This is a genomic window from Streptomyces sp. NPDC043876 (genome assembly GCF_056435825.1).
Map to the genome: position 1 here is coordinate 148,207 of NZ_JBWKDV010000001.1, position 25,563 is coordinate 173,769.

Below are 25,563 nucleotides of genomic sequence, written 5' to 3' on the forward strand. Positions count from 1 at the left end.
GGCTTTCCATATCGCGCGGGAGCGCGGCGTCGTCGATGCCCGGCTCTAGTATCTCCGTTCCCGGGCACGATCCGAACAGGAGGGGCGGAGACAGCTGTGGAAATCACTGCCGGCGCACTGATGGAAATCCGTATCACCGCGGCTGACGTGGGGAAACGGGTATCTGTACGACGGGTGGAGAGTGCCTCGGGCCGGTCCGTCACCTTCACGGACACCCTGGGGGTGCTCACATCGTGGACCGACGGTGTGCTGCTGATCACACAAAAGAATGGCAAGAGCGTCCGCATCGCGGAATCGTCGCTGGTCGCGGGCAAGGTGGTGCCCCCCGCCCCGGCCCGCCGCAGGGGCCCTTCGGCCACCTTCGAGGAGCTGGCCCGGGCCGGTGCGCGGGCCTGGCAGCCGCTGGAGAGCGAGGCGCTGGGCGGCTGGACGCTGCGGGCGGCCGCCGGATTCACCCGGCGGGCCAACTCGGCGCTGCCGCTCGGCGATCCGGGAATGCCGGTCGAGGAAGCACTCGCGCGAGTGAAGGCCTGGTACGCGGAGCGCGGACTTCCGGCGTACGTCCAGGCCGCGACCGGCGCCCTCGGCACGCAGGAGCTGCTCTGCGCGGAGCTGGAGCGGCTCGGCTGGACCCGTGAGGTCTCCGCGGAGGTGCGGACGGCCTCGCTCGCCCCGCTCGGCGACCTGGACTCGGACGTCCGCACGGTCGAGCTGAGCCGCACCTGCGACGAGGAGTGGCTGGGCCGGTACGGGCGTACGGGCGCCCTCGCGCCGGTGGCCCGGCAGGTGCTGTCGGCGGGCCCCTCGGTGTGGTTCGCCCAGGTCCCGGGCCGGGCGATCGGGCGGTGCGTGGTCGACGGCCGCTGGGCCTCCTTCGCGGCGGTCGAGGTCGATCCGGCGCACCGGCGGGAGGGGCTGGCCACGGCCGTGATGACGGCGCTGGCCCGGCGCGCGCTGGACGAGGGCGCGTCGGCGGCGTGGCTCCAGGTGGAAAGTGAGAATCCCGGGGCGCTGGCGCTGTACGACCGGCTGGGTTTCGCGGCGCACCACGCCTACCACCACTTCCGGGCGGCGTGATGGGGTTCCGTGAGGAGTTCGCGGCGGAGGCGCGGGCGGAGCGGCCCGACCTCGCGCTGCTGTGCCTGTACCTGGCGGCCGAGGCGGATCCGGCGCTGGACCAGCGGGCCGTGGACGAGGCGCAGATCGAGCTGGACCGGCTGGCGGGGCTGCTGCCGTACGGGCTGCGCGGGGCGCGGGCCTGGGCGTCGGCGGTGACGGAGCTGCTGGGCGGGCGGATGGCCTTCCACGGCACCCCCGCCGACTACGACCGGCTGTCGTCCTCGCTGCTGCACGAGGTGCTGCGGCGGCGGCGCGGGCTGCCGATCCTGCTGTCGGTGGTGTGGCTGGAGGTGGCCCGGCGGGCCGGTGCGCCGGTGTACGGGCTGGCTCTGCCGGGGCACTTCGTGGTCGGCTTCGGGGATCCCGAGGAGGGGGTCGTGGTGGACCCCTTCGCGAGCGGGGCCGCGCTCGGGGCGGGGCCGGCGGAGCTGGCGGAGGGGCCGCGGGTGGCGGCCCGGACGCTGGACATCGTCCTGCGGATCCTGAACAACATCCGGGCCTGGGCGTCTACCCGGCCGGAGCACTCCGGGGTGGCGCTGTGGGCGCTGGACCTTGCGCTGCTGCTGCCGTCGCATCCGGCGGCGCTGCGGTACGAGCGGGGGCGGCTGCTGGTGGAACGGGGCTCCTACACGGAGGGTGCGGTGGAGTTGGAGGGGTACGCGGTGGTCGTGGACGCGATGGACAAGGCGGCTTCGGCGCGGATCCGGGCCGAGGCCCTTGCCGCCCGCGCCCGCCTGAACTGACGGCCCGGCGCCGCCTCCCCCTCCCCCTGGCGGGGCCCGCCCCCACCTCCCCGCCGCCCCTGGCGGGGGTGCCTCCGGCGGCGCCTCAAACGCCGGCGGGGCTGAGTTTCGCCCGGCCAGGGGCCACACCCAACCCCGCCGGGCGAACCACCCTGAGCCCGCCCGGCGATTGAGGGCCCGCCGGAGGCGATTGGTAGCCGCAGGCCGTACTCGGTCTTCCGCCCGGGCTCCCCTCCGGGGGCGCCTCAAACGCCGGCGGGGCTGGGGGTGGCGGCGCCACGATCAAGCCTGCCCGGCGATTGAGAGCCGGGGGCCACCCCTAGCCCGCCCGGCGATTGAGGGCCCGCCGGAGGCCATCGGCAGCCGCAGGCCGTACGCGGCCCTCCGCCCCGACTGCCCTCCGGGGGCGCCTCGAACGCCGGCGGGGCTGAGGACGGAGGTTAGAGCCAGCCCTTTTGGCGGGCGATGCTTACCGCCTCCTGGCGGTTGCGGGCCGCCAGTTTCTGGATCGACGTGGAGAGGTAGTTGCGGACCGTGCCCTGGGACAGGTGGAGGCGGGCCGCGAGGTCGGCGTTGGTCGCGCCGTCCTCCGCGGCGCGGAGCACCTCCCGCTCGCGATCCGTCAGCGGGTTCGCCCCCTCCGCGAGGGCCGCCGCCGCGAGCGTGGGGTCGATGACCCGGTCCCCGGCGAGCACCTTCCGTACCGCCTCGGCCAGTTGCGCGGCCGGCGCGTCCTTGACCAGGAACGCCGAGGCCCCCGCCTCCATCGCACCGCGCAGGTAGCCGGGCCGCCCGAAGGTCGTCAGGATCACGATCTTGAGGCCCGGCACCCCGTCCCGCAGGAGCGCCGCCGCCTCGATGCCCGTCAGGCCCGGCATCTCGATGTCCAGCAGGGCGACGTTCACGTCGTGCGCCCGCGCCGCGGCCAGCACCTCGTCCCCGCGGGCGACTTGGGCGATGACCTCGATGTCCGGCTCCAGGCCGAGCAGCGCCGCGAGCGCCTCCCGCACCATCGACTGGTCTTCGGCGAGCAGGATCCGGATCGGGGCGGGGGTCATGACGGCGATCCTAGAGGGACCTGCGCGGTCAGCCGGAACCCGCGGTTGCCGGTCGGCGAGACCGGGCCGGCCGTCAGCGTGCCGCCCACCGCCTCCAGCCGTTCGGTGAGGCCGGTCAGGCCGTTGCCGGGCGCGCCGGAGCCGCCCGTTCCGTTGTCGGTGACCGTCAGTTCCATCACCGGTCCGGCCAGCGTCTGGTGGACCGTCAGTGCGACGGCGCACCGCCCGGCCCCGCTGTGCCGGACCACGTTGGTGACCGCCTCGCGCAGCGCGTAGGCCAGCGCCGATTCGATCTCCTCGGGGAGGTCCCCCTCCGGCTCGGCGGCCGGCAGGTCGGCGACCACGCCCGCGGCCGTGAGCGCGGTGCGCGCCCCGGCGAGTTCCCCGGGCAGGGTGGGCCGCCGGTAGCCGCTGACCGCCTCGCGCACGTCCGTCAGCGCCTGCCGGCTGACCTGCTCGATGTCGGCGATCTGCTGGGCGGCCCGGTCGGGGTGGTCCGGCAGCATCCGTCCGGCCAGTTCGCTCTTCAGCGTGATCAGGGAGAGCGAGTGCCCGAGCAGGTCGTGCAGGTCGCGCGCCATCCGCAGGCGTTCCTCGTTGGCGGCGAGCTGCGCCACCGTGGCCCGCGCCTGGCGCAGTTCGACGGTGGTGGCGATCATCTGCCGGATGCCGACCATGGCGAAGCCGCCGAGGAAGGCCGGCACGAGGAGCCCGACCAGGAAGTCGCCGCCGCCGGACACGGCCAGCGAGGTCAGGGTGAGCAGCGCGGTGGCGGCGGGCACCGCCCACCGCGAGAGCTGCCCGGGCAGGGCGGCCCCGGCGGACACCGACACGTACACGAAGAGGACGAGCCATTCCCGGCCCAGGCACAGGGACAGGACGGCCGCCTGCGCGGACATGACGGCGAGCGAGACGAGCACCCGCCGCCGCGCGAACTGGCGGACCGTGCGGAAGACCAGGGTCAGGTACCAGCCCACGAAGGTGGCGAGGCCCAGCGAGCCGAGGACCACCGCGGGCCAGGTGTGGCCGCCGCGGATCAGGTCGGTCACGGGGGCGCTGAGGTAGAACAGCCAGATGCCGACCCAGAGGGACTTCACGACCGTCTGGCGGCGGTTCTCGGGGGGACGTCCCATGCGGACGAAGCCGTCGCTCTCCGGAGCGGCGGCCCGGTCCGGCTGCACGCGTGCCATGTTCACGCCTTCAGTGTGTCCTTGCGGTAGAGCCAGGCGGCACCGCCCGCGAAGAGTACGAAGTAGACGGCGAGGATCGCCACGTCCTTGGCGTGCGGCGCGCCTCCCAGCTCGATGGCCTGGCCGAGCCCGGCGTAGGCGTGGGTGGGGAGCCACTGGGTGATGTCCTGGAGCCACTGCGGGTAGACCGTGGTGGGCATCCACAGGCCGCCGAGGATCGACAGGGCGAAGTAGATGATCATCACGACGGGGCGGGCGGTGTCGCCGCTGACCAGGTAGCCGATGGCCACGCCGAGCGCGGCGAAGACGAGGCTGCCGGCCCAGATGGACGCGGTGAGCGCGGCCCACTGCCAGGCGTCGAACCGGACGCCCTTGAGGATCGCGGCGACCAGGAAGACGACCACGATCGAGGGCAGGGAGAGGATCGCGGCGCTGGCGATCTTGCCGAGGACGTAGCCGTGTCCGGGGAGGGCGGTCAGGCGCAGCTGCCGGACCCAGCCCTTCTCGCGCTCCTTGGCGATCTGCTCGCTCTGGCCGACGAGCACGGCGGTCAGGGCGCCGAAGGAGGCCATGGCGACCATGTAGAAGGCGGGCATCGTCAGGTCGGTGCCGAAGACCTTCGTGGTGCCGCTCTGGGTGCCGCCGATCATCAGGAAGAGGGCGGCGGGGTAGATGACGGTGAAGAACAGGTACTTCTTGTTGCGCAGGGCACGGGTGATTTCGAGCTTGACGAGGGTGTTCATGATGCGGCGGCCTCCTCGGCCTCGGTGAGGGCGATGAATGCCTGCTCCAGGCCCAGTCCGGCGACCTCCAGGTTGCGCGGGTAGAGGCCCAGGCCGTAGACGGCGTGCACGGTGGCGTCGGCGTCGCGCGACTGGAGCTTGACGGTGGACCCGTGCACGTCGAGCCGGGTCAGGAACGGCAGTTCGCGCAGCCGCGCCTCGTCGAAGGGCTCGGTGAGGTCGAAGGAGACCTTGCGGGCGCCGGCCTTGGCCTTGATCTCGGCGGCGGAGCCGTCGGCGAGGATCCGGCCGCGGTGGAGGACGATGACGCGGTCGGCGATCGCGTCGGCCTCCTCCAGGTAGTGGGTGGCGAAGAGGACCGTACGTCCCTGGTCGGCCTGTTCGCGCATGGTGGCCCAGAAGGACTGGCGGGCGGTGACGTCCATGCCGGTGGTCGGCTCGTCGAGCACGATCAGGTCGTTGGCGCCGGCCGTCGCGAGGGCGAAGCGGACCCGCTGCTCCTGGCCGCCGGAGAGCTTGTTGACCTTGCGGTCGGCGATCGCGGTGACGCCGGCCCGGGTCATCACGTCCTCGACCGGGTAGGCCCGGGGGTGCAGCGCGCAGCCGAGGGTGACCAGCTCGCGGACGGTGACCTCCTCCATCAGGCCGCCGCTCTGGAGCATCGCGCCCACCCGGCCGGCGGCGATGGCCTGCCCGGGGGTGCCGCCGAAGACCGTGACCGAGCCGGTGTCCGCGGGGCGCAGGCCCAGCAGGAGGTCGAGGGTGGAGGACTTTCCCGCGCCGTTCGGGCCGAGCAGTGCGACGGTCTCGCCGGGGTGCAGCTCCAGCGAGAGGCCGTCGACCGCGCGGACCGGGCCGTAGCTCTTGGTCACGTTCTCGAAGCTCACCACCGGGGTCCCGGTGGTCTTCGCAGTGGTCGTCGTCATGGGGAAAGACTCCCCCGGAGGGAGGTGGCGGCGGCAGTGTCCCCTGTCGTGCGTGGGAACTGACAGATGTCATGCTCCCGGCATGACAGCGCAGGCCGGGGCGGCGGGGCCCGGGTACGGGCAGCCCGTGTTCTGCCGGTCCGGGTACGGCGGAGCCCCCGTCCGGATCTCCGGACGGGGGCTCCGAGCCGTGGCGGCGGCCGCGGGGCCGACGGGTCAGCTGGGGTCGGTGTCGATCGTGACGGTGCGCTCGGCCGGGGTCTTGCCGCGCAGGCCCTTGCGGAGGGCGCCGACGATGTCCTGCGGGGTGACGGCGGTCTTCTCGCCGGTGCCCCGCATGATCAGGACCCCGTCGAAGTTGGTCCCGGTGAGTTCCTTGATCGCTTCCAGGTCGTACTTGTCGACCAGCTTGCCGTCGACGGCCGTCATGCTCAGGATCCTGGGCAAGGACCGGCCGGGGCCGTAGAGGATCGTCTTGCCGCCCGCCTTGACGGTCACGTTCCCGGACATCGCGGGCTCGGCGAACTCCTTCATCGCCCGGTCCAGTTCGGCCTGGTTGATGACCGGGGCCCGGGTGGTGGTGGGCAGTTCGACAGGTGCGGCCTTGCCCGAGGCGACCTGGGCGCGGTACGCGGCCACCACCTTGGTCACCGAGGCGTTCACGTCGAGGGTGGTGCCCGCCTTGCCGGGGACCGCCACGACCTTGTTCGGCTCGAACTTGATCGTGCCCTCGCTGGAGGAGCCCGCGGTGCCCGCCAGTTCCTCCAGGGCGACCTGCAGCTTCTCCTCGTCGACCGGCATGACCGGCTCGGCCACCCGCTGCTGTCCCAGCAGCGAGCCGATGACCGTGACCGGGTTGTAGTCGCTGCCCGCGGCGTTGCGCACGGTGGTCTGGCTGTCGAGGGAGAGCCCGGCCTTCTCGGGCTTCAGCTCGACCTGCTTGCCGCCGACGGTGAGCTTGACCGGGGCGTTGACGCGGGGGCCGAAGGCGCTCTGGAGCTTGGCCACGGCGCCGTCGCGGCTGCCGCTGATGTCCACGCCGAAGACGGTGGTGCCCTTGGGCACGTCGGAGTGGTTGAGCAGCAGTCCGGCGCCGTAGGCGAGACCGACCAGGGTGAAGAGGGCGCCGCCGAGCAGGACCACCTTGGAGCGGCCCTTCTTGGCCTTCTTGGCGTTCGCGCCGGAGCCCGCGGGCGCGGCGGGCCGGGCCGCGGCCTGGGGCTGCTTGCCCTTCTTGCCCTTCTTGCCCTGCGGCTCTCCGGACGCGGGCGGCGGGGGCGGCGGGCTGAAGCCGGGCGCGGACTGCGGGTCGACCGCCGGGAAGGCGCTGGTGGCCGCGGACCCGGTGCCGTTCAGCTCGGGGCCGGGCCAGCGCGGGGCGGCGAAGTTGGCGGTGTCGTCGTCCATCCGCGGCGGGCCGCCGACCGGCACGGTGCCGTGGGCGGGACCCGTCGTCGGGCCGGCCGGGGGCGCGGCGGGACCCGCGCCGTAGCCGGGCGCGGGGTCGGGGGCGCCGCCGGGCGCGCCGCCCGGGTAGCCGCCGCCGAAGCCGGGGCCGGGGGCCGGGGGCGCGGGCGGTCCGGAGGGGTGCCGGGCGTCGAAACCGGCCCCGTTGGAGGACGGGCCCTGCGGTGCGGGCGGGCCGGGCGGGCGCTGGCCGCCGTATCCGGGGCCGCCGGCCGGGGTGCCCGCCGGGGTACCCGCCGGGCCGTTCGGCCTGCCGGTGGACGGGCCCCGGGAGGCGCCGTTCGCCTGCGGGCCGGGCGGGGCGGGCGGGAAGCCGCCGCCGGGGCCGCTCGTACGGGCGGCCGGGCCGGGCCGCCCTTGGCCGGGCCCTTGGGCCGGGCCGGGTGCCTGGCCGGCGGCCGGTCCCTTGCCGGTGTCCGGGGCGTCGCCCGGACCGGCCTTGCGCGGGGCGAACCAGTTGCTGGCCGGCTCCGCGGCCTGCTCGGGCGCGGAGGGGCGCGGCGCCGGGGGCTCGGACGCTCCCGGAGCGCGTCCGGCCGGCGCACCGGACCCGCGGGGACCGGTGGGCGCCGGCGGCGCGTCCGGGGTCCCGTCCGGGTCGGCGGCGGGGCCGACCGGCTTGCGGACGACCACGGGCGGGATCGGCCGCGAACCCGGGATGTTGATCCGGATCCGCGTCGTCAGCGTCGTCTCGGTCTTGGGTCCGTCCGGGTCTCCGGCGGGGGTGGGCGGCTTCGAGGTCACAGGCTTCTCCTCCGGGGCGTTACCCGCGGCGTCCGTAGACGGATACTGGCCGGTTCCGTACGGCGGCGTACCCGACGGGTAGGCGGCTCCACCGCGGCCCTGGGGCCCGGAGGACGAACTGTCAGTTTCACGACTCAAGGCAGGATCTCCCGGTTGGCTCCGCCGCCCGCGTGCCGTGCGCGGGCAGCTCGGCGGCCCGTCCACCATACTGGCCGCCGCCGGGGCGCAACCGACCACCGGGGGCGGCGGCATGCCTCCGGGGGACGGGCGCATGGGGCAAAGGGGGCGTGCCGGGCGGTTTCACAACACCGGGCGCGCGTCCCGGTGTAGCACCCAACGGCACGTCACCGACCGGGCCTCCCGGCCGAAACCGGCCGGTCGGCGGGGTCGCGCAGGGTGGCACACATCACAGCGAGCACGATGCCCCCGAGAAGGTACGCATACATTCCGATTCCGGACGAACCGAGCACGAAGTCGCCTTCGGCGCGCGGGACGCCGAGCAGCACGTAGGCGAGGAACCATCCGATGACGGGCGCGCCCACGCCGAGTCCGCTGCCGATGACCAGACGGCCCGCCAGGAAGAGCCCCAGCAGGGCCGCGAGAGCCAGCAGCAGGCCGCCGGGGAACCAGAGGTCGACGACGAGCCAGCCCGCCGCACCGGTCAGCGCGCCGAGGGCCAGCAGCCCCGCGAGGGCGGCGATCCGGGCCGGGACCGAGGTGAGGCTCACGCGTCCGCCCCCGCCGCGTCGGGGACGCCCGCGAAGAGGTCGCCCTCGCGCTGCCCGGCCGGGGCGCCGCTGCGGCCCGCCGCCAACTCGTAGTACTCCCGCGTGAACAGCGGCTGCGCCAGGTCGTTGGAGAGCGCGAAGAAGGGCCCCTCGACGGCGATCTGGGTGGCGTGGGCCCGCATCGCGGCCGCCTTGGCCGCCGCGTACGGCTCCCCGTCCGCGGCGCCGATCTCGGCGGTGACCCGCTCGTCGGCGACCACCCCGGGGACGTCGCCGGGCCGGGCGGCGCCGGGGAAGGGGTCCGTCCCGGCGGCGCGCAGCCGGGCGAAGCCCTCCTCGACGACCGAGCGCGGGACCCGGTTCCAGTAGACCTTGGCGATCGTGTGGGGCGCGCCGAGGTGCGCTCCGTACGCCGGGTCCGCGGCCAGTTCGGCGGCGCGGGTGGCGACCCGGTGGGCCTGGATGTGGTCGGGGTGGCCGTAGCCGCCGTCGGGGTCGTAGGTGACGAGCACCTGGGGCCGCACCCGGCGGACGACCTCGACCAGGTACCCGGCGGCCTCGTCGAGGTCGGCGGACCAGAAGGAGCCGGGCCGGTCGTTCTGCGGGGCGCCCATCATCCCGGAGTCCCGGAACCGGCCGGGCCCGCCCAGGAACCCGTGGTCGGTGACGCCCAGCTCCCGCATGGCGCAGGCCAGCTCACCGACCCGGTGGGCACCGAGGGCGTCGTCCCGGTCGGCCGTCAGGTGGGCGAGGCCGGGCGGGATGACCTCGCCCTCCTCGCCCAGCGTGCAGGTCACCAGGGCGACGTGCGCCCCCTCGGCCGCGTACTTGGCCATGGTGACGCCGTTGTTGATCGACTCGTCGTCCGGGTGCGCGTGCACGAGGAGGAGACGACGGGCGGGAAGACCGTTCATGGGGCCACCCTACGAGGCGCCCCTACAACTTGAGGCCACCGATCATGCCCGCGACGTTCGTGGTCAGCTGGCTGAGGGTGGGCGCGATCGAAGAACTGGAGAGGTAGAAGCCCAGCAGCACGCAGACGACCGCGTGTCCCGCCTTCAGACCCGACTTCCGGACCAGCAGGAAGACGACGATCCCCAGTAGCACCACGGCCGAGATCGAGAGTGCCACGGCGGTTCACCTCCACGTCGAGCGGACATCGAATCGATTGCATACTCGGCGGACACATACCCACCGTGCGCTACGGATCATAACTATCCGTACCAGCGCATCGATCGAGAACCGGCAGCACGAGGGGCGCACACCGCGCATACGGAGGAGCACGGGCACCACGCGCGACCGTCCGGCGGGGCTCGCACCCCACCGGACGGCTGACGGCACCCGCACGGACCGTACGGCGATCATGTTCCCCTGTCCGGATCTCGTCGCCGAGACGGTCAAGTTGCCTCCATGTTAAGCCCGTTGCGCGGCGGACGCGATCTTCTCCGGCGCGTCGCGGCTCACTCCTCGCGCGCCGGGGGCGGCGCCGCCCCGGCCGCTCGGGGAGCCGCCGGGGAAGGGGGCGCGCCGGGGGGCGCGGAGGCGTCCGGCCGCGGCGCGGCGGGCCGGGTCAGCGGCTTCTCCGCCGCGAAGTGGCACGCCGAGGGGTGGGCCGCCGGGCCGCCCGCGGCGCGGAACTCCAAGGGGACCGCGAGCAGCGGCACTTCCTGCGCGCACCGGTTCTCCGCCTTCCAGCAGCGGGTGCGGAAGCGGCAGCCCGAGGGCGGGTCGGCCGGCGAGGGGACGTCCCCGGAGAGGATGATCCGCTCGCGGTGCTTGCGGGCCTCGGGGTCCGGGACGGGGACGGCGGAGAGCAGCGCCTGCGTGTAGGGGTGCGTGGGGTGGTCGTAGATCTCGGTGTCGGTGCCGATCTCGACCACCCGGCCGAGGTACATGACCCCCACCCGGTCGGAGATGTGCCGGACGATCGAGAGGTCGTGCGCGATGAAGACGTACGACAGGTCGAACTCGTCCTGGAGCCGCTCCAGCAGGTTGACCACCTGCGCCTGCACCGAGACGTCCAGCGCGGAGACCGGCTCGTCCGCGACGATGATCTCGGGCCGCAGGGCCAGCCCGCGGGCGATGCCGATGCGCTGGCGCTGGCCGCCGGAGAACTGGTGCGGGTAGCGGTTGATGTACTCGGGGTTCAGGCCGACCACGTCCAGCAGGTCCTGGACCTTGCGGCGCCGGTCGCCCTTCGGGGCCACCTCGGGGTGGATCTCGTACGGCTCGCCGATGATGTCGCCGACCGTCATGCGCGGGTTCAGCGAGGTGTAGGGGTCCTGGAAGACCATCTGGATGTTGCGGCGGACGGCCTTGAGGGCCTTGCCCGACAACTTCGTGAGGTCCTCGCCCTTGTACGTGATCGCGCCCGCCGTCGGCCGTTCCAGGTTGACCAGCATCCTGGCGACCGTGGACTTGCCGCAGCCGGATTCGCCGACGATGCCCAGGGTTTCGCCCTTGGCGAGCGCGAAGGACACCCCGTCGACCGCCTTGACCGCGCCGACGTGCTTCTTGAAGAGGACGCCGCGGGTCAGCGGGTAGTGCTTGACCAGGTCGGTGACTTCGAGGATCGCTTCAGGCACCGAGGCACTCCTTCCAGAAGAAGCACGCGCTCGCGCGGTCCTCCGCGACCGGCGCCAGCGGCGGCACCTCGCCGCGGCAGACGGGCCGCGCCATGGGGCAGCGCGGGTTGAAGGCGCAGCCGGGCGGGATCGCCAGCAGGTTGGGCGGCAGGCCCTTGATCGCGTACAGCTCCTGGCCCTTCTGGTCCAGGCGCGGGATGGAGTCGAGCAGGCCGCGGGTGTAGGGGTGCGCGGGGTTCCGGTAGATCTCGTGCACCGGGGCGGCTTCGACGATCCGGCCCGCGTACATCACGGCGATCTTGTCGGCGACGTCCGCGACCACGCCCAGGTCGTGGGTGATCAGGATCAGGCCCATGTTCAGCTCGCGCTGGAGTTCCGCGAGCAGGTCCATGACCTGGGCCTGGACGGTGACGTCGAGGGCGGTGGTCGGTTCGTCCGCGATGATCAGCGAGGGCTCCAGGGCCATCGCCATCGCGATCATGATGCGCTGGCGCATGCCGCCGGAGAACTGGTGCGGGTAGTCCCCCACCCGCTGCTTGGCGGCCGGGATCTTGACCCGGTCCATGAGTTCCACCGCTTTGGCGCGGGCGTCCTTGCGGGACATCCCGCGGTGCACCTCGTACATCTCGCCGAGCTGGGCGCCGACGCTGAGGACCGGGTTCAGCGAGGACAGCGCGTCCTGGAAGATCATCGCCATCTCGGCGCCGCGGATCTTGCGGCGGGCGTCCTCCTTCATGGTCAGCAGGTCCTGGCCCTTGAAGAGGATCTCGCCGCCCGCGATCCGGCCCGGCGGCACGTCCAGGATGCCCATGACGGCCTGCGCGGTGACGGACTTGCCGGAGCCGGACTCGCCGAGCACGGCGAGGGTCTCGCCCTCCGCCACCGAGTAGGTGACGCCGTTGACCGCCTTGGCGACCCCCTCCCGGGTACGGAACTCCACGTGGAGGTCGCGGACTTCGAGCAGCATGGTGCCCACTCCTCAGCGCAGCTTGGGGTCGAGGGCGTCGCGCACCGCGTCGCCGAGCATGATGAAGGCGAGCACGGTCAGGCTCAGCGCGCCCGCCGGGTAGAGCAGCATGTGCGGGGCGTTGCGGATCTGGGAGGCGGCGTTGGAGATGTCGATGCCCCAGGAGACCGTCGGCGGGCGCAGGCCCACGCCGAGGAAGGACAGGGTGGCTTCCAGGGCGATGTAGGTGCCGAGCGCGATGGTCGCGACGACGATGACCGGCGCGACCGCGTTGGGCGCGACGTGCCGCAGCATCATCCGGCTGTTGCTCGCGCCGAGCGCGCGGGCGGCCTGGACGTAGTCGTTCTGCTTGGCGGTGATGACCGAGCCGCGGGCGATGCGGGCGATCTGCGGCCAGCCGAGGAGCACGATGAAGCCGACCACCGGCCAGACCGTGGTGCTGGTGACCACCGACAGGAAGACCAGCCCGCCGAGGACCACCGGGATGCCGAAGAAGATGTCGGCGACCCGGGAGAGCAGCGCGTCGCCCCAGCCGCCGAAGAAGCCGGCCAGGCCGCCGAGGAGCGAGCCGAGGAGCGCGGCGCCGACGGTGGCGCAGACGCCGACGGTGATGGAGGCGCGCGCGCCGTAAACCGTGCGCGTGTAGACGTCGCAGCCCTGGGTGTCGAAGCCGAAGGGGTGTCCGGAGGCCGGGCCCTGCTGGGACTTGGACAGGTCGCACCGCAGCGGGTCGCCGCTCGCGATCAGCTGCGGCCACAGGGCGATGAGGACGAGGAAGGCGATGAGGAGGGCGGAGACGAGGAAGACGGGGTTGCGGCGCAGCTGCTGCCAGGCGTCGGACCACAGCGAACGCGCCTTCTCCCGGGGTCCGGTGGCCCCGGGGCCGCCGCCCAGCGGCTTCTCCAGGCTCTCGGCCTCCTCCAGCGCGAGGTCCATGGCCCCGCCCTGTCCGGTGGGAGCGATGGCCTCCCCCTTTCCGGGTCGCAGCGGGTCGTGGCGCTCGGGCCGGCGCTCGGGCTCAGGCATAACGGATCCTCGGGTCCAGGACCGCGTAGAGCAGGTCGACGAGCAGGTTCGCCAGCAGGAAGACGATGACGAGGATGGTCACGAAGCCGACGACCGTGGGGGCGTTGTTGCGCAGGATGCCCTGGTAGAGCTGGTAGCCGACGCCGTGGATGTTGAAGATGCGCTCGGTGACGATCGCGCCGCCCATCAGGGCGCCGATGTCGGTGCCGATGAAGGTGACCACGGGGATGAGGGAGTTGCGCAGCAGGTGGCGGGTGACGACCCGGCGCCGCGGCAGGCCCTTGGCGATGGCGGTGCGCACGTAGTCGGCCTTGACGTTCTCGGCGATGGAGGTGCGCGAGAGCCGGGTGACGTAGGCGAGGGAGACCAGCGCGAGCACGATGCCGGGCAGGATCAGCTCGTCGAAGGGGGCGTCCGGGGAGACGGTGGGCCGGACCCAGCCCCACTTCACGCCGAGCAGGAACTGGAGCAGGTACCCGGTCACGAAGGTCGGCACCGAGATGACGACGAGGGTCAGCACCAGCAGGGTGTGGTCGACGGCCTTGCCCCGGCGCAGCCCGCTGACCACGCCGAGGGTGATGCCGACCAGGACCTCGATGACGATCGCGACGATGGTCAGGCGCAGGGTGACCGGGAAGGCCGTGGACATCAGGGAGGTGACCTTCTGCCCGTTGAAGGCGGTGCCGAAGTCGCCCCGGAAGATCTGGCCCATGTAGTGGAGGTACTGCCTCCACAGGGGCTGGTCGAGGAAGAGGTCCTTGCGGATGCGGGCGGCGGTGGCCGGGTCGGGGGCCTTGTCGCCGAAGAGCGCCGCGACCGGGTCGCCGAGCGCGTAGACCATGAAGAAGATCAGGAACGTACTGCCGATGAACACCGGGATCATCTGGAGCAGCCGCCGGATCACGTACCGTCCCATGGAGGCCTCCAGGGTGTCGGCGGGTTTGCCGCCACCGGGTCACCCGAGGTGACGGTGGCGGCGGGCCCGGGGTCTGGCGGGACGGTCAGCCGACCTTGATCTGGTCGTAGACGGGCACGCTGAACTGGTTGAGGGCGACGTTCGAGACGCGCTCCGAGAAGCCCGCGCTGCCGTTCTGGTACCAGAGCGGAATGGACGGCATCTGCTCGGCGAGGATCTTCTCCGCGTCCTGGAACTTCGCCGTCGCCTTGGCCGTGTCGCTCTCCTGGTTCGCCTCGTCGATGAGCTTGTCGAAGTCCTTGTTGTCGAACTTCCCGTAGTTCGAGGAGGCGCCCGTGTAGTACAGCGGCTCCAGGAAGTTCTGGATCAGCGGGTAGTCGGCCTGCCAGCCGGAGCGGAAGGGGCCGGTCAGCTTGAAGGCGCTCTGCTGGTTGCGGAAGTCCGCGAAGGTGCCGACGGGGTTGACCGTGCAGACCGCGCCCTTGCCCAGCGCGTTGTTGATGCTGTTGCAGACGGCGTCCATCCACTCGCGGTGCGAGCCGGTGTCGACGTTCGAGGTGAGCGTGATCTTCCCGCCGGGAAGGCCGCCGCCCTCCTCGATGAGCTTCTTGGCCTGCGCCGGGTCGAAGGTGCAGGCGTCGCCGCACGCGGTGGCGGAGTAGCCGCCCTTGGCGCCGAGGGCCGCGGAGGTCCAGTCCTTGGCGGGGGTGCGGGTGCCCTGGAAGATCTGCTTGGTGATCTCGTCGCGGTTGATCGCCATCGAGACGCCGCGGCGGACCTTCTCCATGCCGGGCTTGCCCCAGGCGGGGTCGTACAGCGGGAAGGTCACCGTCTGGAGGATCAGGGCGGGCTGGTTGATGTACCGGTCGCCCAGGTCCTTCTTGACGTTCTTCAGCTGCTGCGCCGGGACGTCGTCGACGAGGTCGAGGTTGCCGGAGATCAGGTCCGTGTAGGCGGTGTTGTTGTCCGTGTAGACCTTGAGGTCCACGCCGCCGTTCTGCGCCTTGTCCGGGCCCGTGTACCCGTCCCACGTGCGCATCTTGATCGCGGTGCCCTTGGTGTAGGAGTCCACCGTGTACGGGCCGTTGCCGACCGGCTTGCCCAGCCAGCCCGCGTGGTCGGTGAAGAAGGCCTTGGGCAGCGGGGAGAACGCCTGGTAGCCGAGGGTGTCGGGCCAGGTGGAGAACTTCTCCTTGAGGGCGACCGTGAAGGTCTTGGCGTCCTTGACGACCAGGCCCGACATCGTCTTGCCCTTGGGTTCGCCGGACTCGGGGTGCAGGTCGGCGTAGCCGACGATGTCCGAGAAGAAGGGCGAGTTGTTCTGCTTGTTGCGCACGTCCGCCGCGTAGTTCCAGGCGTCGACGAAGGACTGGGCCGTGACCGGCTCGTCGTTGCTGAACTTCCAGCCGTCCTTCAGCGTGATCGTGAAGTTCTGGCTGTCGGTCGTCTCGATCTTCTCGGCGACCATGTTCTTGGCCTCACCGGTCTTCGGGTCGTAGCGCTTGAGGCCCCGGAAGAGCATGTCGAGGACCTTGCCGCCCTGCACCTCGTTGGTGTTGGCGGGCTCCAGCGGGTTCTGCGGGTCTCCCCAGGAGGAGCTGATGATGCCGGCGCCACCGCCCCCGCCGCTGTCGCTCCCGCCGCCGCAGGCCGTCGCCGTGAGGGCGACGGCGACCGCACAAGCGGCCCACTTGGCGTGGGTGGCTCCGCGCATGGAGTGCCTCCTTGGGCTCCCGAGACTCACCGAGACTCACTGGAGACCCAATGTCACCCCCTGCGCAGGCACGCGCACGCCGAGCGCGCCCGATTGGGCACGCCCGGGGGACGCCTGTCACTCCTGCGGGTGGACGGGCGGTTCGCGGGGCTCTCCCAGGGGCAGTTCCCAGGTGTCCACGGCGTAGTGCACCGCCATGCCGTGGCGCTCGTAGAGGCCGAGGGCGCCGCTCTCGTTGGCGGTGTCGACGCCGAGGCCGACCGTGCTGCGGCCGCGCGCCGCGTAGACGGCGAAGCCGTGGCGCAGCAGGTGGCCGCCGATCCCCCGGCCGCGCTGGTCCGCCCGTACGCCGATGTGGCTGAGCCAGCCCATGGACGTCCGGTCGTCGCGCGTGAGCAGGACGCCGACGTCGCCCGCGGCGGGCAGGCTCGCGATCCACACCAGGGACCAGTCCAGGTCGCGGGCGTCGAGGTGGTCCAGCCAGGGTCCGTACGCGCGCTCCACGTGCCCGAAGTGCGCGGCGAAGGTGTCCTCGACGAGGGCGTGGGCCCGGCGGGGGTCGGCCGGGTCGGCGGCGCAGTGGCGCAGGGTCAGGCCCGGGAGGCCCGCGGGCGGCGCCGGGAGGCTGCGCGGGCCGGTGGCGACGTCGAGGGTCATCACCTGGTGGCGGCGGACGGCGCGCCAGCCGTAGCCGGTGATCAGGTCGAGGTCCAGGGTGGGCCGGACGTTCAGCTGGAGCCGCAGCCGGGCGCCGGGCACCGCGGCGGCCATGTCCCGGGCGCGGGCCTCCATCAGCTCCAGCAGCCGGGCGCCGGCGGCCTGCCGGTCGGGCAGGACGTAGTGGTCGGCGTCGATCAGGCCCGGCCCGGAGTCCGCCCGCAGCAGGGCGTAGGCGACGGGCCGCCCGCCGTCGAAGGCGAGCCAGGAGTCGGCGGCCAGGTCCACGTCGCGGTGGTGGAGGTCGGTCTCGACCGTGCGGAGGTCGGTCTGCGGCCCGCCGGTCTCGATCCGGTCGACGGTGTTCAGCAGGGCGCAGATGTCACCGGCGTCTCCGGGCCCCGCGGGGCGTACGGTCAGCATCGCTCCACTCTCGGGGGGCGGTGACGCGGACGCAACGCGGGTTTCCCCTATCAGGGGGCCGGTCTTCCGAGCGGTCGGGAACGCGGAAGCGCCCGGTACCGGAGGTGATCCGGTACCGGGCGCTCGGTCGCGCGGAGGTCAGACGGCCAGGACGGCCTTCTCCTCGGCGAAGTGGCACGCGGACTCGTGCGCGGCCGGGGAGTCCTGGCCCTTGAAGCGCTCCGGGATCGCGAGCAGGGGCTCCTCGCTGGCGCACTTGTCCTCGGCCTTCCAGCAGCGGGTGCGGAAGCGGCAGCCCGAGGGCGGGTTGGCCGGGGAGGGGATCTCGCCCGACAGGATGATCCGGTCGCGACCCTCGCGGGCCGTCGGGTCCGGCACGGGCACGGCGGAGAGCAGTGCCTGCGTGTACGGGTGGGTCGGGTGGTCGTAGATCTGGCGGTCGCTGCCGATCTCGGCCATCTTGCCCAGGTACATCACGCCGACGCGGTCGGAGATGTGCCGGACGATGGAGAGGTCGTGCGCGATGAAGATGTAGGAGAGGTTGAACTCGTCCTGCAGCTTCGCCATCAGGTTGATGACCTGCGCCTGCACCGACACGTCGAGCGCCGAGACGGGCTCGTCGCAGATGATGATCTCCGGGTTGAGCGCGAGGCCGCGGGCGATGCCGATGCGCTGGCGCTGGCCGCCGGAGAACTGGTGCGGGTAGCGGTTGATGTACTCGGGGTTCAGGCCCACGACGTCCAGGAGTTCCTGGACCTTGCGGCGCCGGTCGCCCTTGGGAGCCACCTCGGGGTGGATCTCGAAGGGCTCGCCGATGATGTCGCCGACCGTCATGCGCGGGTTCAGCGAGGTGTACGGGTCCTGGAACACCATCTGGATGTTGCGGCGGACGGCCTTGAGGGCCTTCCCCGACAGCTTGGTGATGTCCGTGCCCTTGTAGAACACCTCGCCGGACGTGGCCGTCTCCAGCAGCATCAGCAGCTTGGCGACGGTCGACTTGCCGCAGCCCGACTCGCCGACGATGCCGAGGGTCTCGCCCTGGTGGAGGTCGAAGGAGACCCCGTCCACCGCGCGGACCGCGCCGATCTGCTTCTTGAAGAGGATGCCCTGGGTCAGCGGGAAGTGCTTGACCAGGTTGCGCACCTGAAGGATCGGCTCGCCGCGGTCCACGGGCGCCTCGATGGCCTCCAGGGCCGCGTCCTCGGACGCGATGTCGACGACGTCGACCTCGGCCAGGCTCGGGGTGGCGTCTTCCACGGCGGCGTCCTTCTTGCCCAGCTCAGCCATGGAGCTGCTCCTCCCAGAAGTGGCAGGCGCTGCCGCGGCCGACCAGTTCGATGCCGTCGCGCTCGGTCACCGGCATGAGGGCCGGGGACTCCGTGCGACAGATGTCCTGCGCCTTCGGGCAGCGCGGGTTGAAGGCGCAGCCCGACGGGATCTTGAGCAGGTTGGGCGGCAGCCCCTTGATCGCGTAGAGCTCTTCGCCCTTTTGGTCCAGACGCGGGATCGAGTCCAGCAGACCACGGGTGTAGGGGTGCGCGGGGCGCCCGTACAGCTCGTGGACCGGAGCCTGCTCGACGATGCGGCCGGCGTACATCACGGCGATCTTGTCCGCGACGTCGGCGACGACGCCGAGGTCGTGGGTGATCAGGATCAGACCCATGTTGTACTCGCGCTGCAGGTCCGCGAGCAGGTCCATGACCTGGGCCTGGACCGTCACGTCGAGCGCCGTGGTGGGCTCGTCCGCGATGATCAGGTCGGGCTCCAGGGCGAGCGCCATCGCGATCATGATGCGCTGGCGCATGCCGCCGGAGAACTGGTGCGGGTAGTCGTTGACGCGGCTGCGGGCAGCCGGGATCTTCACCCGCTCCATCAGCTCGATGGACTTCGCCTTGGCGTCCTTCTTCGACATGCCCTGGTGGACGCGGAACATCTCGCCCAGCTGGTTGCCGACGGAGAACACCGGGTTCAGCGCGGAGAGCGCGTCCTGGAAGATCATCGCCATCTTCGGGCCGCGCAGCTTGCGCCGCTCGCTCTCCGGGAGCTGCAGGATGTCCTGGCCCTTGAAGAGGATCTCGCCCTGGGAGACCCGCCCGGGGGGCGAGTCGAGGATGCCCATGATGGCCTGTGCGGTCACGGACTTGCCGGAACCGGACTCACCGAGCACGGCCAGCGTCTCGCCTGAGGAGACGCTGTAGTTGACGCCGTTGACGGCCTTGACCACGCCTTCGCGGGTCTTGAACTCGACGTGCAGGTCACGCACTTCGAGGACGGGCGCATCGGCGTCGGATGCCCTCTGCTGGGGCACTTCTGCTGTGACGCTTGAAGTAGTCATTGTGGGGCCGCCCTTCTAGCGCAGCTTCGGGTCGAGGGCGTCGCGGAGCCCGTCGCCGACGAAAACGAAGCCAAGAACCGTCAGCACGATCGCGATGCTGGGGTAGGTCCACAGGTAGTCCTTGACACCCATGAAGTCCTTGGCGCCGGCCAGCATGTTGCCCCACTCCGGGACCTCCGGGCTGACGCCGACGCCCAGGAAGGACAGCGACGCCTCGGCCACGATGGCTCCGCCGACGCTGAAGGCGGCGTACGCCATCACGGCGGCGATGGAGTTGGGCAGGATGTGGCGCATGATGACCCGGCGGGTGCCCGCGCCGAGGGCGCGCGCGGCCAGCACGTAGTCGGCCTCGCGGACCGACAGGATCGAGCTGCGCAGCAGACGGGAGACCGTCGGCCACGAGAAGACGGCCAGCGAGATGATCACCGGCATGACGCCACGGCCCATCACGATGATGATCACGATGGCGCCGATGAGCAGCGGGAACGCGAAGAACACGTCGGCGATGCGCATCAGGACCGAGTCGGTGGCGCGGCCGAAGTAACCGGCCACGGCGCCGATGAGGATGCCGATCGCACAGGCCAGGAAGATCGACGCGAGACCGACGATGACCGCGATGCGGCTGCCGTAGATCAGGCGCGAGAGCTGGTCGCGGCCGAGCGCGTCCGTACCGAGCAGGTGTGCGCCGCCCGGGTTCTGCAGGGTGTTGGTCAGGTCCTGGTGGTACGGGTCGTGCGGCGCGATCAGCGGTGCGAACAGCGCGACCGCGAACAGCGCGAGGACGAGGCCGAGACCGACGATGGCCAGCTTGTTGGCGAGGAAGCGGTGGCGGATCTCGCCCCACTGGGTGACGCGCGCGATGGCGGGTTCGGCCTCGACGGCCTTCGCTCCCCCTGCCGCGGCGGTCGCGTCCCCCGCCACCGATGTGCTCTTGGTGAGCTCGGTCATGGGTATGACTCCTAGAACGGGCTGCCTGGGATCAGGCGAGACGGATGCGGGGGTCGAGGACCGCGTACAAGAGGTCGACGATGAGGTTCAGCAGAACGAACACGGCGACGCCGAAGGACACCACACCGATGATGATCGGGTTGTTCTGCTGCTGAACCGCCTGCACCAGGGCGAGCCCGATGCCGTCCCAGTTGAAGATCGCCTCGGTGATGAGTGCGCCACCGAGCAGCGAGCCGAAGGAGATACCCAGGTACGTGATGACCGGGATGATCGAGTTCCGCATGACGTGCTTGAAGAGCACGGTCCGCCGCGGCAGACCCTTGGCGATGGCCGTCTTGACGTAGTCGGCCCGCAGCACCTCGAGCATGGTGCCGCGCATGAGCCTCGCCACGAGCGCCGCGTCGAGGATCGCGAGCGTGAGGGCAGGCAGGATGAGCGACTTCATCGTGCCGTCCGAGATCAGCGGGACCCATTCGAGCTGGATCACGAAGACCTTCTGGAACACCATTCCGATCACGAAGGACGGGAAACCGACGGCCATGGTGGTGAGGAGCGTGATCAGTACGTCCCAGAAGGAGTATCTGAACAGCGCGGCGATCAGGCCGGCGAACAGGCCGATCGCGATGTCGAGGACGATGGCCGCCAGCGCGAGCTCCGCGGTGTTCACGAGCTTGGGCTGCAGGACCTCGGTCACGGGGCGCCGCTGGGTGAAGTCCTCACCGAGGTCGCCCTGCGCGAGGTTCTTGACGAAGTTGCCGTACTGGACCGGCAGGGGGTCGTTGAGTCCGTAGCGTTCACGGAGCGCTTCCACCACTGCCGGGTCGCGGGCCTTGTCACCGCCGAGCGAGCCCACCGGGTCGCCCGGAAGCACGAAGAGACAGCCAAAGAGAATAATCGTCGCACCGAAGAGGACGACCACCATCTGTCCGAGCCGCCGGATCACATATCTGCCCACGATGCCTCCTTCACATACTGAGCGTGGGGGTTGGCGGCATCATCCGATCGGGAGATTGGCCGCATCCGGGCGCGGAACGGGAGAGATGAGGGGTGCGCCCGGGACTGAGCAAAGGCCGTGGAGACCGAAGTAGTAACTCCGACCCCCACGGCCCTCGCCTACCTACTGGTGAAGAAGTGCGCCTACTTGGCGGCGATCTCCGCGAGGTTCGGGTCCTCGAAGAAGTCCAGGTTCACGTTGGTGAACTTGTCCATGTTGGCGAGACGGTACTGCGTGCGCTTCCAGAGCGGGATGAGCGCCTGGTCGTCGTTCACCGCGATCTTCTCGGCTTCCTTGTAGACCGCGGCGCGAGCGGCCGGGTCCTTGGTGCCGCGGGCCTTGGTGATCAGCTCGTCGAACTTCGGGTTGCTGTAGCGGCCGCGGTTGTCACCCTGGGCCTTGCCCGTCGCCGGGTCCTCGTTGATCGAGCCGGTGTCGAGCAGCGGGAACAGGAAGTTGTCCGGGGTCGGGTAGTCCGCGCCCCACGCCGAGCGCCAGATGCCGCCCGTCGCCTTGTCCTGCTGCTGGGCCAGGGCCTCCTTGAACGGCTTGCCGTTCAGCTTGACCTCGAGGCCGAGGACGTCCTTCAGCTGCTGCGCGACGGCCTGGACCCACTCTTCGTGGCCGCCACCGGTGTTGTAGCCGAAGTCCAGGACGGTGCCCGGCTTCAGGTTGCCCTTGGCCGCGTACTCCTTGGCCTTGTCCTTGTCCTGCTTGACGCAGGAGGTGCAGACACCGTCCTGGTACGTGTCCGCGAAGGACGGCGGCAGGACCGAGGTGGCGGGCTTCTGCATGCCCTGGAAGACGCCCTTGGCGATGGCTTCCCGGTCGATCGCGTACGAGATCGCCTTGCGCGCGTCGGCGTTGTTCAGCGGAGCGGTCTGGTTGAAGGCGACCAGGTAGTTGATACCCGAGGTGTCGGCTTCGATCCACTGCTTCTTGGCCTGGTACTTGGCCTTGGCGACCGGCATCTGCGGCGTGGGCATACGGGCCCAGTCGAAGGTGCCGGACTGGTAGCCCTGGTACTCCAGGGTCGCGGCGTTGGCCGAGTTGAGGATCGAGATCTCGACCTTGTCGAGCTTCGCCTTCTCCAGGCCGTAGTCGTCGTTACGGACCATGGTGATGGACTTGTTGTGCTGCCACGAACCCTCCATCTTGAAGGGGCCGTTGCCGATGGGAGCGTCGTTGTACGCCTTGTTGGTGGCGGCGCCGGCGGCCTTCGGAACGGGGCTGAAGGCCGTGTGAACGGTCTTCTTGTCGAACTCGAAGTCGGGCGCGGACAGCTCGACCTTCAGGGTGTTGGCGTCCGGAGCCGACAGACCGGCGAACTTCTCGCTGGTGCCGCCGTTGAGCTCCTTGTAGCCGACGATTCCGTCCATCGGGTACGCCACGTCGGAGGCCGAGGCCTTCGCGACGGTGCGGGTCCAGCCGCGGATGAACGCCTCGGCGTCGACCACTTCACCGTTGGTGAACTTGGTGCCGGCCTTGATCTTGAAGGTCCAGATCTTGCCGTCGTCGCTCGTGTTGAACGACTCGGCCAGGGCCGGCTTCAGCTTGCCGTCCGGCGTCGCGCTGTACAGGCCGGTGAAGAGGTTGTGCGCGACCAGTGCGCCCTCAGACTCCTGCGTGTTGTACGGGTCGATCGCGGTGGGCTCGGTGATACCGAGGCGGAACGTGCCGCCACCCTTGCCCGCATCGTCCTTCTTGTCCCCGCTACCACCACAGGCAGTCGCGGCGAGGGCAATGATTGCCGCGCCCGCGACCCACTTGGCGCTCTTGGCACCACGCATGGGTTTCCTCCTCATGAGTCCACTTGTCACAACAAGACGGGGCACCCGGTCGCACGCTGACACCCCTGACAGCGATGACGCGATGAGTTACCCACAGTGTGCTCGTGAGTCGACACTCCCCACAGTGCGTGACCCATTGACCCGAGCTTGGTGCCAACTATTAAGTACTGCCGACCCGTAAACCACACCTAAAGGGTCTCGTTTTGACAACATCAGTACAGGTCAGTAGCCCGATATACGGACAAACTGAGTCTAGACAGACACCCGCGAAACGGACGGTTAGTACACCTTCCGGAGTGTGATGCCCGATATGCGGACACCAGAACGAGACAATCCGCTTGACAAAGGCAAACGGCCCCTCCACCACGGAGACCGTGGAGAAGGGGCCGCATCACACATCGCGACGCTCGCGACGGCTAGCGCTTGGCGCGCGAGGACGTACGACCGCGCTCCTTCTGGTCCAGGACGACCTTACGGATGCGGACGGCCTCCGGGGTCACCTCGACGCATTCGTCGTCGCGGCAGAACTCCAGGGACTGCTCCAGCGACAGCCTGCGCGGGGGCACCACGTTCTCCGTGTTGTCCGCGGAAGCCGCACGCATGTTGGTGAGCTTCTTCTCCTTGGTGATGTTCACGTCCATGTCGTCGGCGCGCGAGTTCTCGCCGATGATCATGCCCTCGTACACCTCGGTGCCGGGCTCGGTGAACAGGACGCCGCGCTCCTGCAGGTTGATCATCGCGAACGGCGTGACCGAACCGGCGCGGTCGGCGACCAGCGAACCGTTGTTACGGGTCTTCAACTCGCCGAACCACGGCTCCAGGCCCTCGTGGATCGAGTGCGCGATGCCGGTGCCGCGGGTGTTGGTGAGGAACTCCGTACGGAAGCCGATGAGGCCGCGCGACGGGACGACGAACTCCATGCGGACCCAGCCGGAGCCGTGGTTCGACATGTTGTCCATGCGGCCCTTGCGGACGCCCATGAGCTGCGTGACGGCGCCCATGTGCTCCTCGGGGACGTCGATGGTCATGCGCTCGACCGGCTCGTGCACCTTGCCGTCGACGACCTGCGTGACGACCTGCGGCTTGCCGATGGTCAGCTCGAAGCCCTCGCGGCGCATCTGCTCGACCAGGATGGCCAGCGCCAGCTCACCGCGGCCCTGCACCTCCCAGGCGTCGGGGCGCTCGGTGTCCAGGACGCGGAGCGAGACGTTGCCGATCAGCTCGCGGTCCAGACGGTCCTTGACCTGACGGGCGGTGACCTTGCGGTCCTTGACGGCGGACTTGGCGTCCGCGCCCTTGCCGCTGCCGCCGCGGCCGACCATCGGGGAGGTGTTCGTACCGATGGTCATGGAGATCGCGGGCTCGTCGACCGTGATCAGCGGGAGCGCGATCGGGTTCTCCGGGTCGGCCAGGGTCTCGCCGATCATGATGTCGGGGAAACCGGCGACCGCGCAGATGTCACCCGGGCCCGCCACCTCGGCGGGCTTGCGGGTGAGCGCCTCGGTCATGAGGAGCTCGGTGATGCGGACGTTGGACTGCGTGCCGTCGCGCTTGATCCAGGTGACGGTCTGGCCCTTGCGCAGCTCGCCCTGCTCGACGCGGACCAGGGCGATGCGGCCCAGGAAGTTGTCGGCGTCCAGGTTGGTGACGTGGGCCTGGAGCGGGGCGGCCTCGTCGTACTCGGGGGCCGGCACGTGCGCCAGGATCGTCGAGAAGAACGGCTCCAGGTTCTCGCTGTCGGCCGGGACGGTGCCGTCCTCCGGCTTGGTCAGCGAGGCGACGCCGTCACGGGCGCAGGCGTAGACGATCGGGAACTCGATCTGCTCCTCGTCCGCGTCGAGGTCGAGGAAGAGGTCGTACGTCTCGTTGACGACCTCGTCGATCCGCGAGTCGGGGCGGTCGGTCTTGTTGATGCAGAGGATGACGGGCATCTTCGCCTGCAGCGCCTTGCGGAGCACGAAGCGCGTCTGCGGCAGCGGGCCCTCGGAGGCGTCGACGAGGAGGACGACCGCGTCCACCATCGACAGACCGCGCTCGACCTCGCCACCGAAGTCGGCGTGGCCCGGGGTGTCGATGATGTTGATCGTGATCGGCGCGCCACCCTCCTTCGGGTGGTACTTGACGGCCGTGTTCTTCGCGAGAATGGTGATGCCCTTCTCGCGCTCCAGGTCGTTCGAGTCCATCATGCGGTCGTCGAGGTGCTGGTGGGCGGCGAAGGCACCTGCCTGCTTCAGCATGGCGTCGACGAGGGTCGTCTTGCCATGGTCGACGTGGGCGACGATGGCTACATTACGAATGTCGTGGCGCGTGGTCATACTGGCGGCGCTTCTCCCGGAATCGTGGATGGCGTCGCGTACGGTCCGGCACGCGCGCCCGCCGGGCGGAAAACCTGCCACGGCCTTACCCCATCGTACGTTGCGCAGCGGGAAACGCATGCCGGGGGGTCTGTCAAGGGGCCGGAGGGCTGAGCACGGCGGCCCCGCGGGCGGT

General features: G+C 70.8%; 22 protein-coding genes. 2 read left to right on the top strand and 20 right to left on the bottom strand.

What is annotated here, in order from left to right; translation table 11 throughout:
• Positions 1–96: 96 nt before the first annotated feature.
• Positions 97–1,077 carry a GNAT family N-acetyltransferase gene (locus AC0693_RS00685; protein ID WP_478800684.1) on the top strand — a complete coding sequence of 327 codons (981 nt, stop codon included), beginning with the start codon at positions 97–99 and terminating at the stop codon, positions 1,075–1,077.
• Positions 1,077–1,862, top strand: a complete 786-nt coding sequence (locus tag AC0693_RS00690; RefSeq protein WP_356408803.1) for a transglutaminase-like domain-containing protein — start codon at positions 1,077–1,079, stop codon at positions 1,860–1,862. The genes AC0693_RS00685 and AC0693_RS00690 overlap by 1 nt, the downstream gene beginning before the upstream one ends.
• A 440-nt stretch (positions 1,863–2,302) precedes the next feature.
• Here the strand turns inward: AC0693_RS00690 and AC0693_RS00695 are convergent, their stop codons facing one another.
• The 20 genes from AC0693_RS00695 to typA form a co-directional block, all read right to left on the bottom strand.
• On the bottom strand, positions 2,303–2,920 hold the full coding sequence (locus AC0693_RS00695) for a response regulator (RefSeq protein WP_469317818.1): 618 nt from the start codon (positions 2,918–2,920) through the stop codon (positions 2,303–2,305).
• Complete coding sequence (locus AC0693_RS00700; RefSeq protein WP_469317833.1) at positions 2,917–4,110, bottom strand: sensor histidine kinase; 1,194 nt, start codon at positions 4,108–4,110, stop codon at positions 2,917–2,919. The genes AC0693_RS00695 and AC0693_RS00700 overlap by 4 nt, the downstream gene beginning before the upstream one ends.
• A 2-nt stretch (positions 4,111–4,112) precedes the next feature.
• The gene (locus tag AC0693_RS00705) at positions 4,113–4,853 is read right to left on the bottom strand and encodes an ABC transporter permease (RefSeq protein ID WP_356408809.1); all 741 of its coding nucleotides are present in this window, start codon (positions 4,851–4,853) and stop codon (positions 4,113–4,115) included.
• Positions 4,850–5,779, bottom strand: a complete 930-nt coding sequence (locus AC0693_RS00710; RefSeq protein ID WP_356408812.1) for an ABC transporter ATP-binding protein — start codon at positions 5,777–5,779, stop codon at positions 4,850–4,852. Before AC0693_RS00710 ends, AC0693_RS00705 begins: the two co-directional genes overlap by 4 nt.
• A 216-nt stretch (positions 5,780–5,995) precedes the next feature.
• Entirely contained in the window at positions 5,996–8,128 is a 2,133-nt protein-coding gene (locus AC0693_RS00715; RefSeq protein ID WP_478800685.1) for a peptidoglycan binding domain-containing protein, read from the bottom strand.
• Between the two features lie 206 nt (positions 8,129–8,334).
• Positions 8,335–8,718, bottom strand: a complete 384-nt coding sequence (locus tag AC0693_RS00720; RefSeq protein WP_356408818.1) for a DUF6113 family protein — start codon at positions 8,716–8,718, stop codon at positions 8,335–8,337.
• A complete protein-coding gene (gene mshB / locus AC0693_RS00725) occupies positions 8,715–9,632 on the bottom strand; it encodes an N-acetyl-1-D-myo-inositol-2-amino-2-deoxy-alpha-D-glucopyranoside deacetylase (RefSeq protein ID WP_478800686.1) in 918 nt (305 codons plus the stop codon). Before mshB ends, AC0693_RS00720 begins: the two co-directional genes overlap by 4 nt.
• Before the next feature lie 22 nt (positions 9,633–9,654).
• Positions 9,655–9,849: a hypothetical protein gene (locus AC0693_RS00730; RefSeq protein ID WP_283459796.1), complete on the bottom strand. Its 195-nt coding sequence runs from the start codon at positions 9,847–9,849 to the stop codon at positions 9,655–9,657.
• Between the two features lie 329 nt (positions 9,850–10,178).
• Positions 10,179–11,303, bottom strand: coding sequence for an ABC transporter ATP-binding protein (locus tag AC0693_RS00735; protein ID WP_356408823.1), 1,125 nt, complete (start codon positions 11,301–11,303; stop codon positions 10,179–10,181).
• On the bottom strand, positions 11,296–12,270 hold the full coding sequence (locus AC0693_RS00740; protein WP_356408826.1) for an ABC transporter ATP-binding protein: 975 nt from the start codon (positions 12,268–12,270) through the stop codon (positions 11,296–11,298). The genes AC0693_RS00735 and AC0693_RS00740 overlap by 8 nt, the downstream gene beginning before the upstream one ends.
• Positions 12,271–12,282: 12 nt before the next feature.
• Positions 12,283–13,296: an ABC transporter permease gene (locus AC0693_RS00745; RefSeq protein WP_356408829.1), complete on the bottom strand. Its 1,014-nt coding sequence runs from the start codon at positions 13,294–13,296 to the stop codon at positions 12,283–12,285.
• Entirely contained in the window at positions 13,289–14,212 is a 924-nt protein-coding gene (locus tag AC0693_RS00750; protein ID WP_356408832.1) for an ABC transporter permease, read from the bottom strand. The genes AC0693_RS00745 and AC0693_RS00750 overlap by 8 nt, the downstream gene beginning before the upstream one ends.
• Positions 14,213–14,297: 85 nt before the next feature.
• Positions 14,298–15,926 (bottom strand): peptide ABC transporter substrate-binding protein, encoded by a 1,629-nt coding sequence (locus AC0693_RS00755; protein WP_468462877.1) that lies wholly within the window; start codon positions 15,924–15,926, stop codon positions 14,298–14,300.
• Between the two features lie 117 nt (positions 15,927–16,043).
• Positions 16,044–17,006 carry a GNAT family N-acetyltransferase gene (locus AC0693_RS00760; RefSeq protein WP_478800687.1) on the bottom strand — a complete coding sequence of 321 codons (963 nt, stop codon included), beginning with the start codon at positions 17,004–17,006 and terminating at the stop codon, positions 16,044–16,046.
• Between the two features lie 138 nt (positions 17,007–17,144).
• Positions 17,145–18,293 (bottom strand): ABC transporter ATP-binding protein, encoded by a 1,149-nt coding sequence (locus tag AC0693_RS00765; RefSeq protein ID WP_356408841.1) that lies wholly within the window; start codon positions 18,291–18,293, stop codon positions 17,145–17,147.
• Positions 18,286–19,341 (bottom strand): ABC transporter ATP-binding protein, encoded by a 1,056-nt coding sequence (locus AC0693_RS00770; protein WP_469317812.1) that lies wholly within the window; start codon positions 19,339–19,341, stop codon positions 18,286–18,288. The genes AC0693_RS00765 and AC0693_RS00770 overlap by 8 nt, the downstream gene beginning before the upstream one ends.
• A 15-nt stretch (positions 19,342–19,356) precedes the next feature.
• A complete protein-coding gene (locus AC0693_RS00775; protein WP_356408846.1) occupies positions 19,357–20,289 on the bottom strand; it encodes an ABC transporter permease in 933 nt (310 codons plus the stop codon).
• 31 nt (positions 20,290–20,320) lie between these two features.
• Entirely contained in the window at positions 20,321–21,244 is a 924-nt protein-coding gene (locus AC0693_RS00780) for an ABC transporter permease (RefSeq protein WP_356408849.1), read from the bottom strand.
• Between the two features lie 182 nt (positions 21,245–21,426).
• Positions 21,427–23,073 (bottom strand): peptide ABC transporter substrate-binding protein, encoded by a 1,647-nt coding sequence (locus AC0693_RS00785; RefSeq protein WP_356408851.1) that lies wholly within the window; start codon positions 23,071–23,073, stop codon positions 21,427–21,429.
• A 416-nt stretch (positions 23,074–23,489) separates the two neighbouring features.
• On the bottom strand, positions 23,490–25,388 hold the full coding sequence (gene typA / locus AC0693_RS00790; protein WP_469339042.1) for a translational GTPase TypA: 1,899 nt from the start codon (positions 25,386–25,388) through the stop codon (positions 23,490–23,492).
• Positions 25,389–25,563 lie beyond the last annotated feature (175 nt).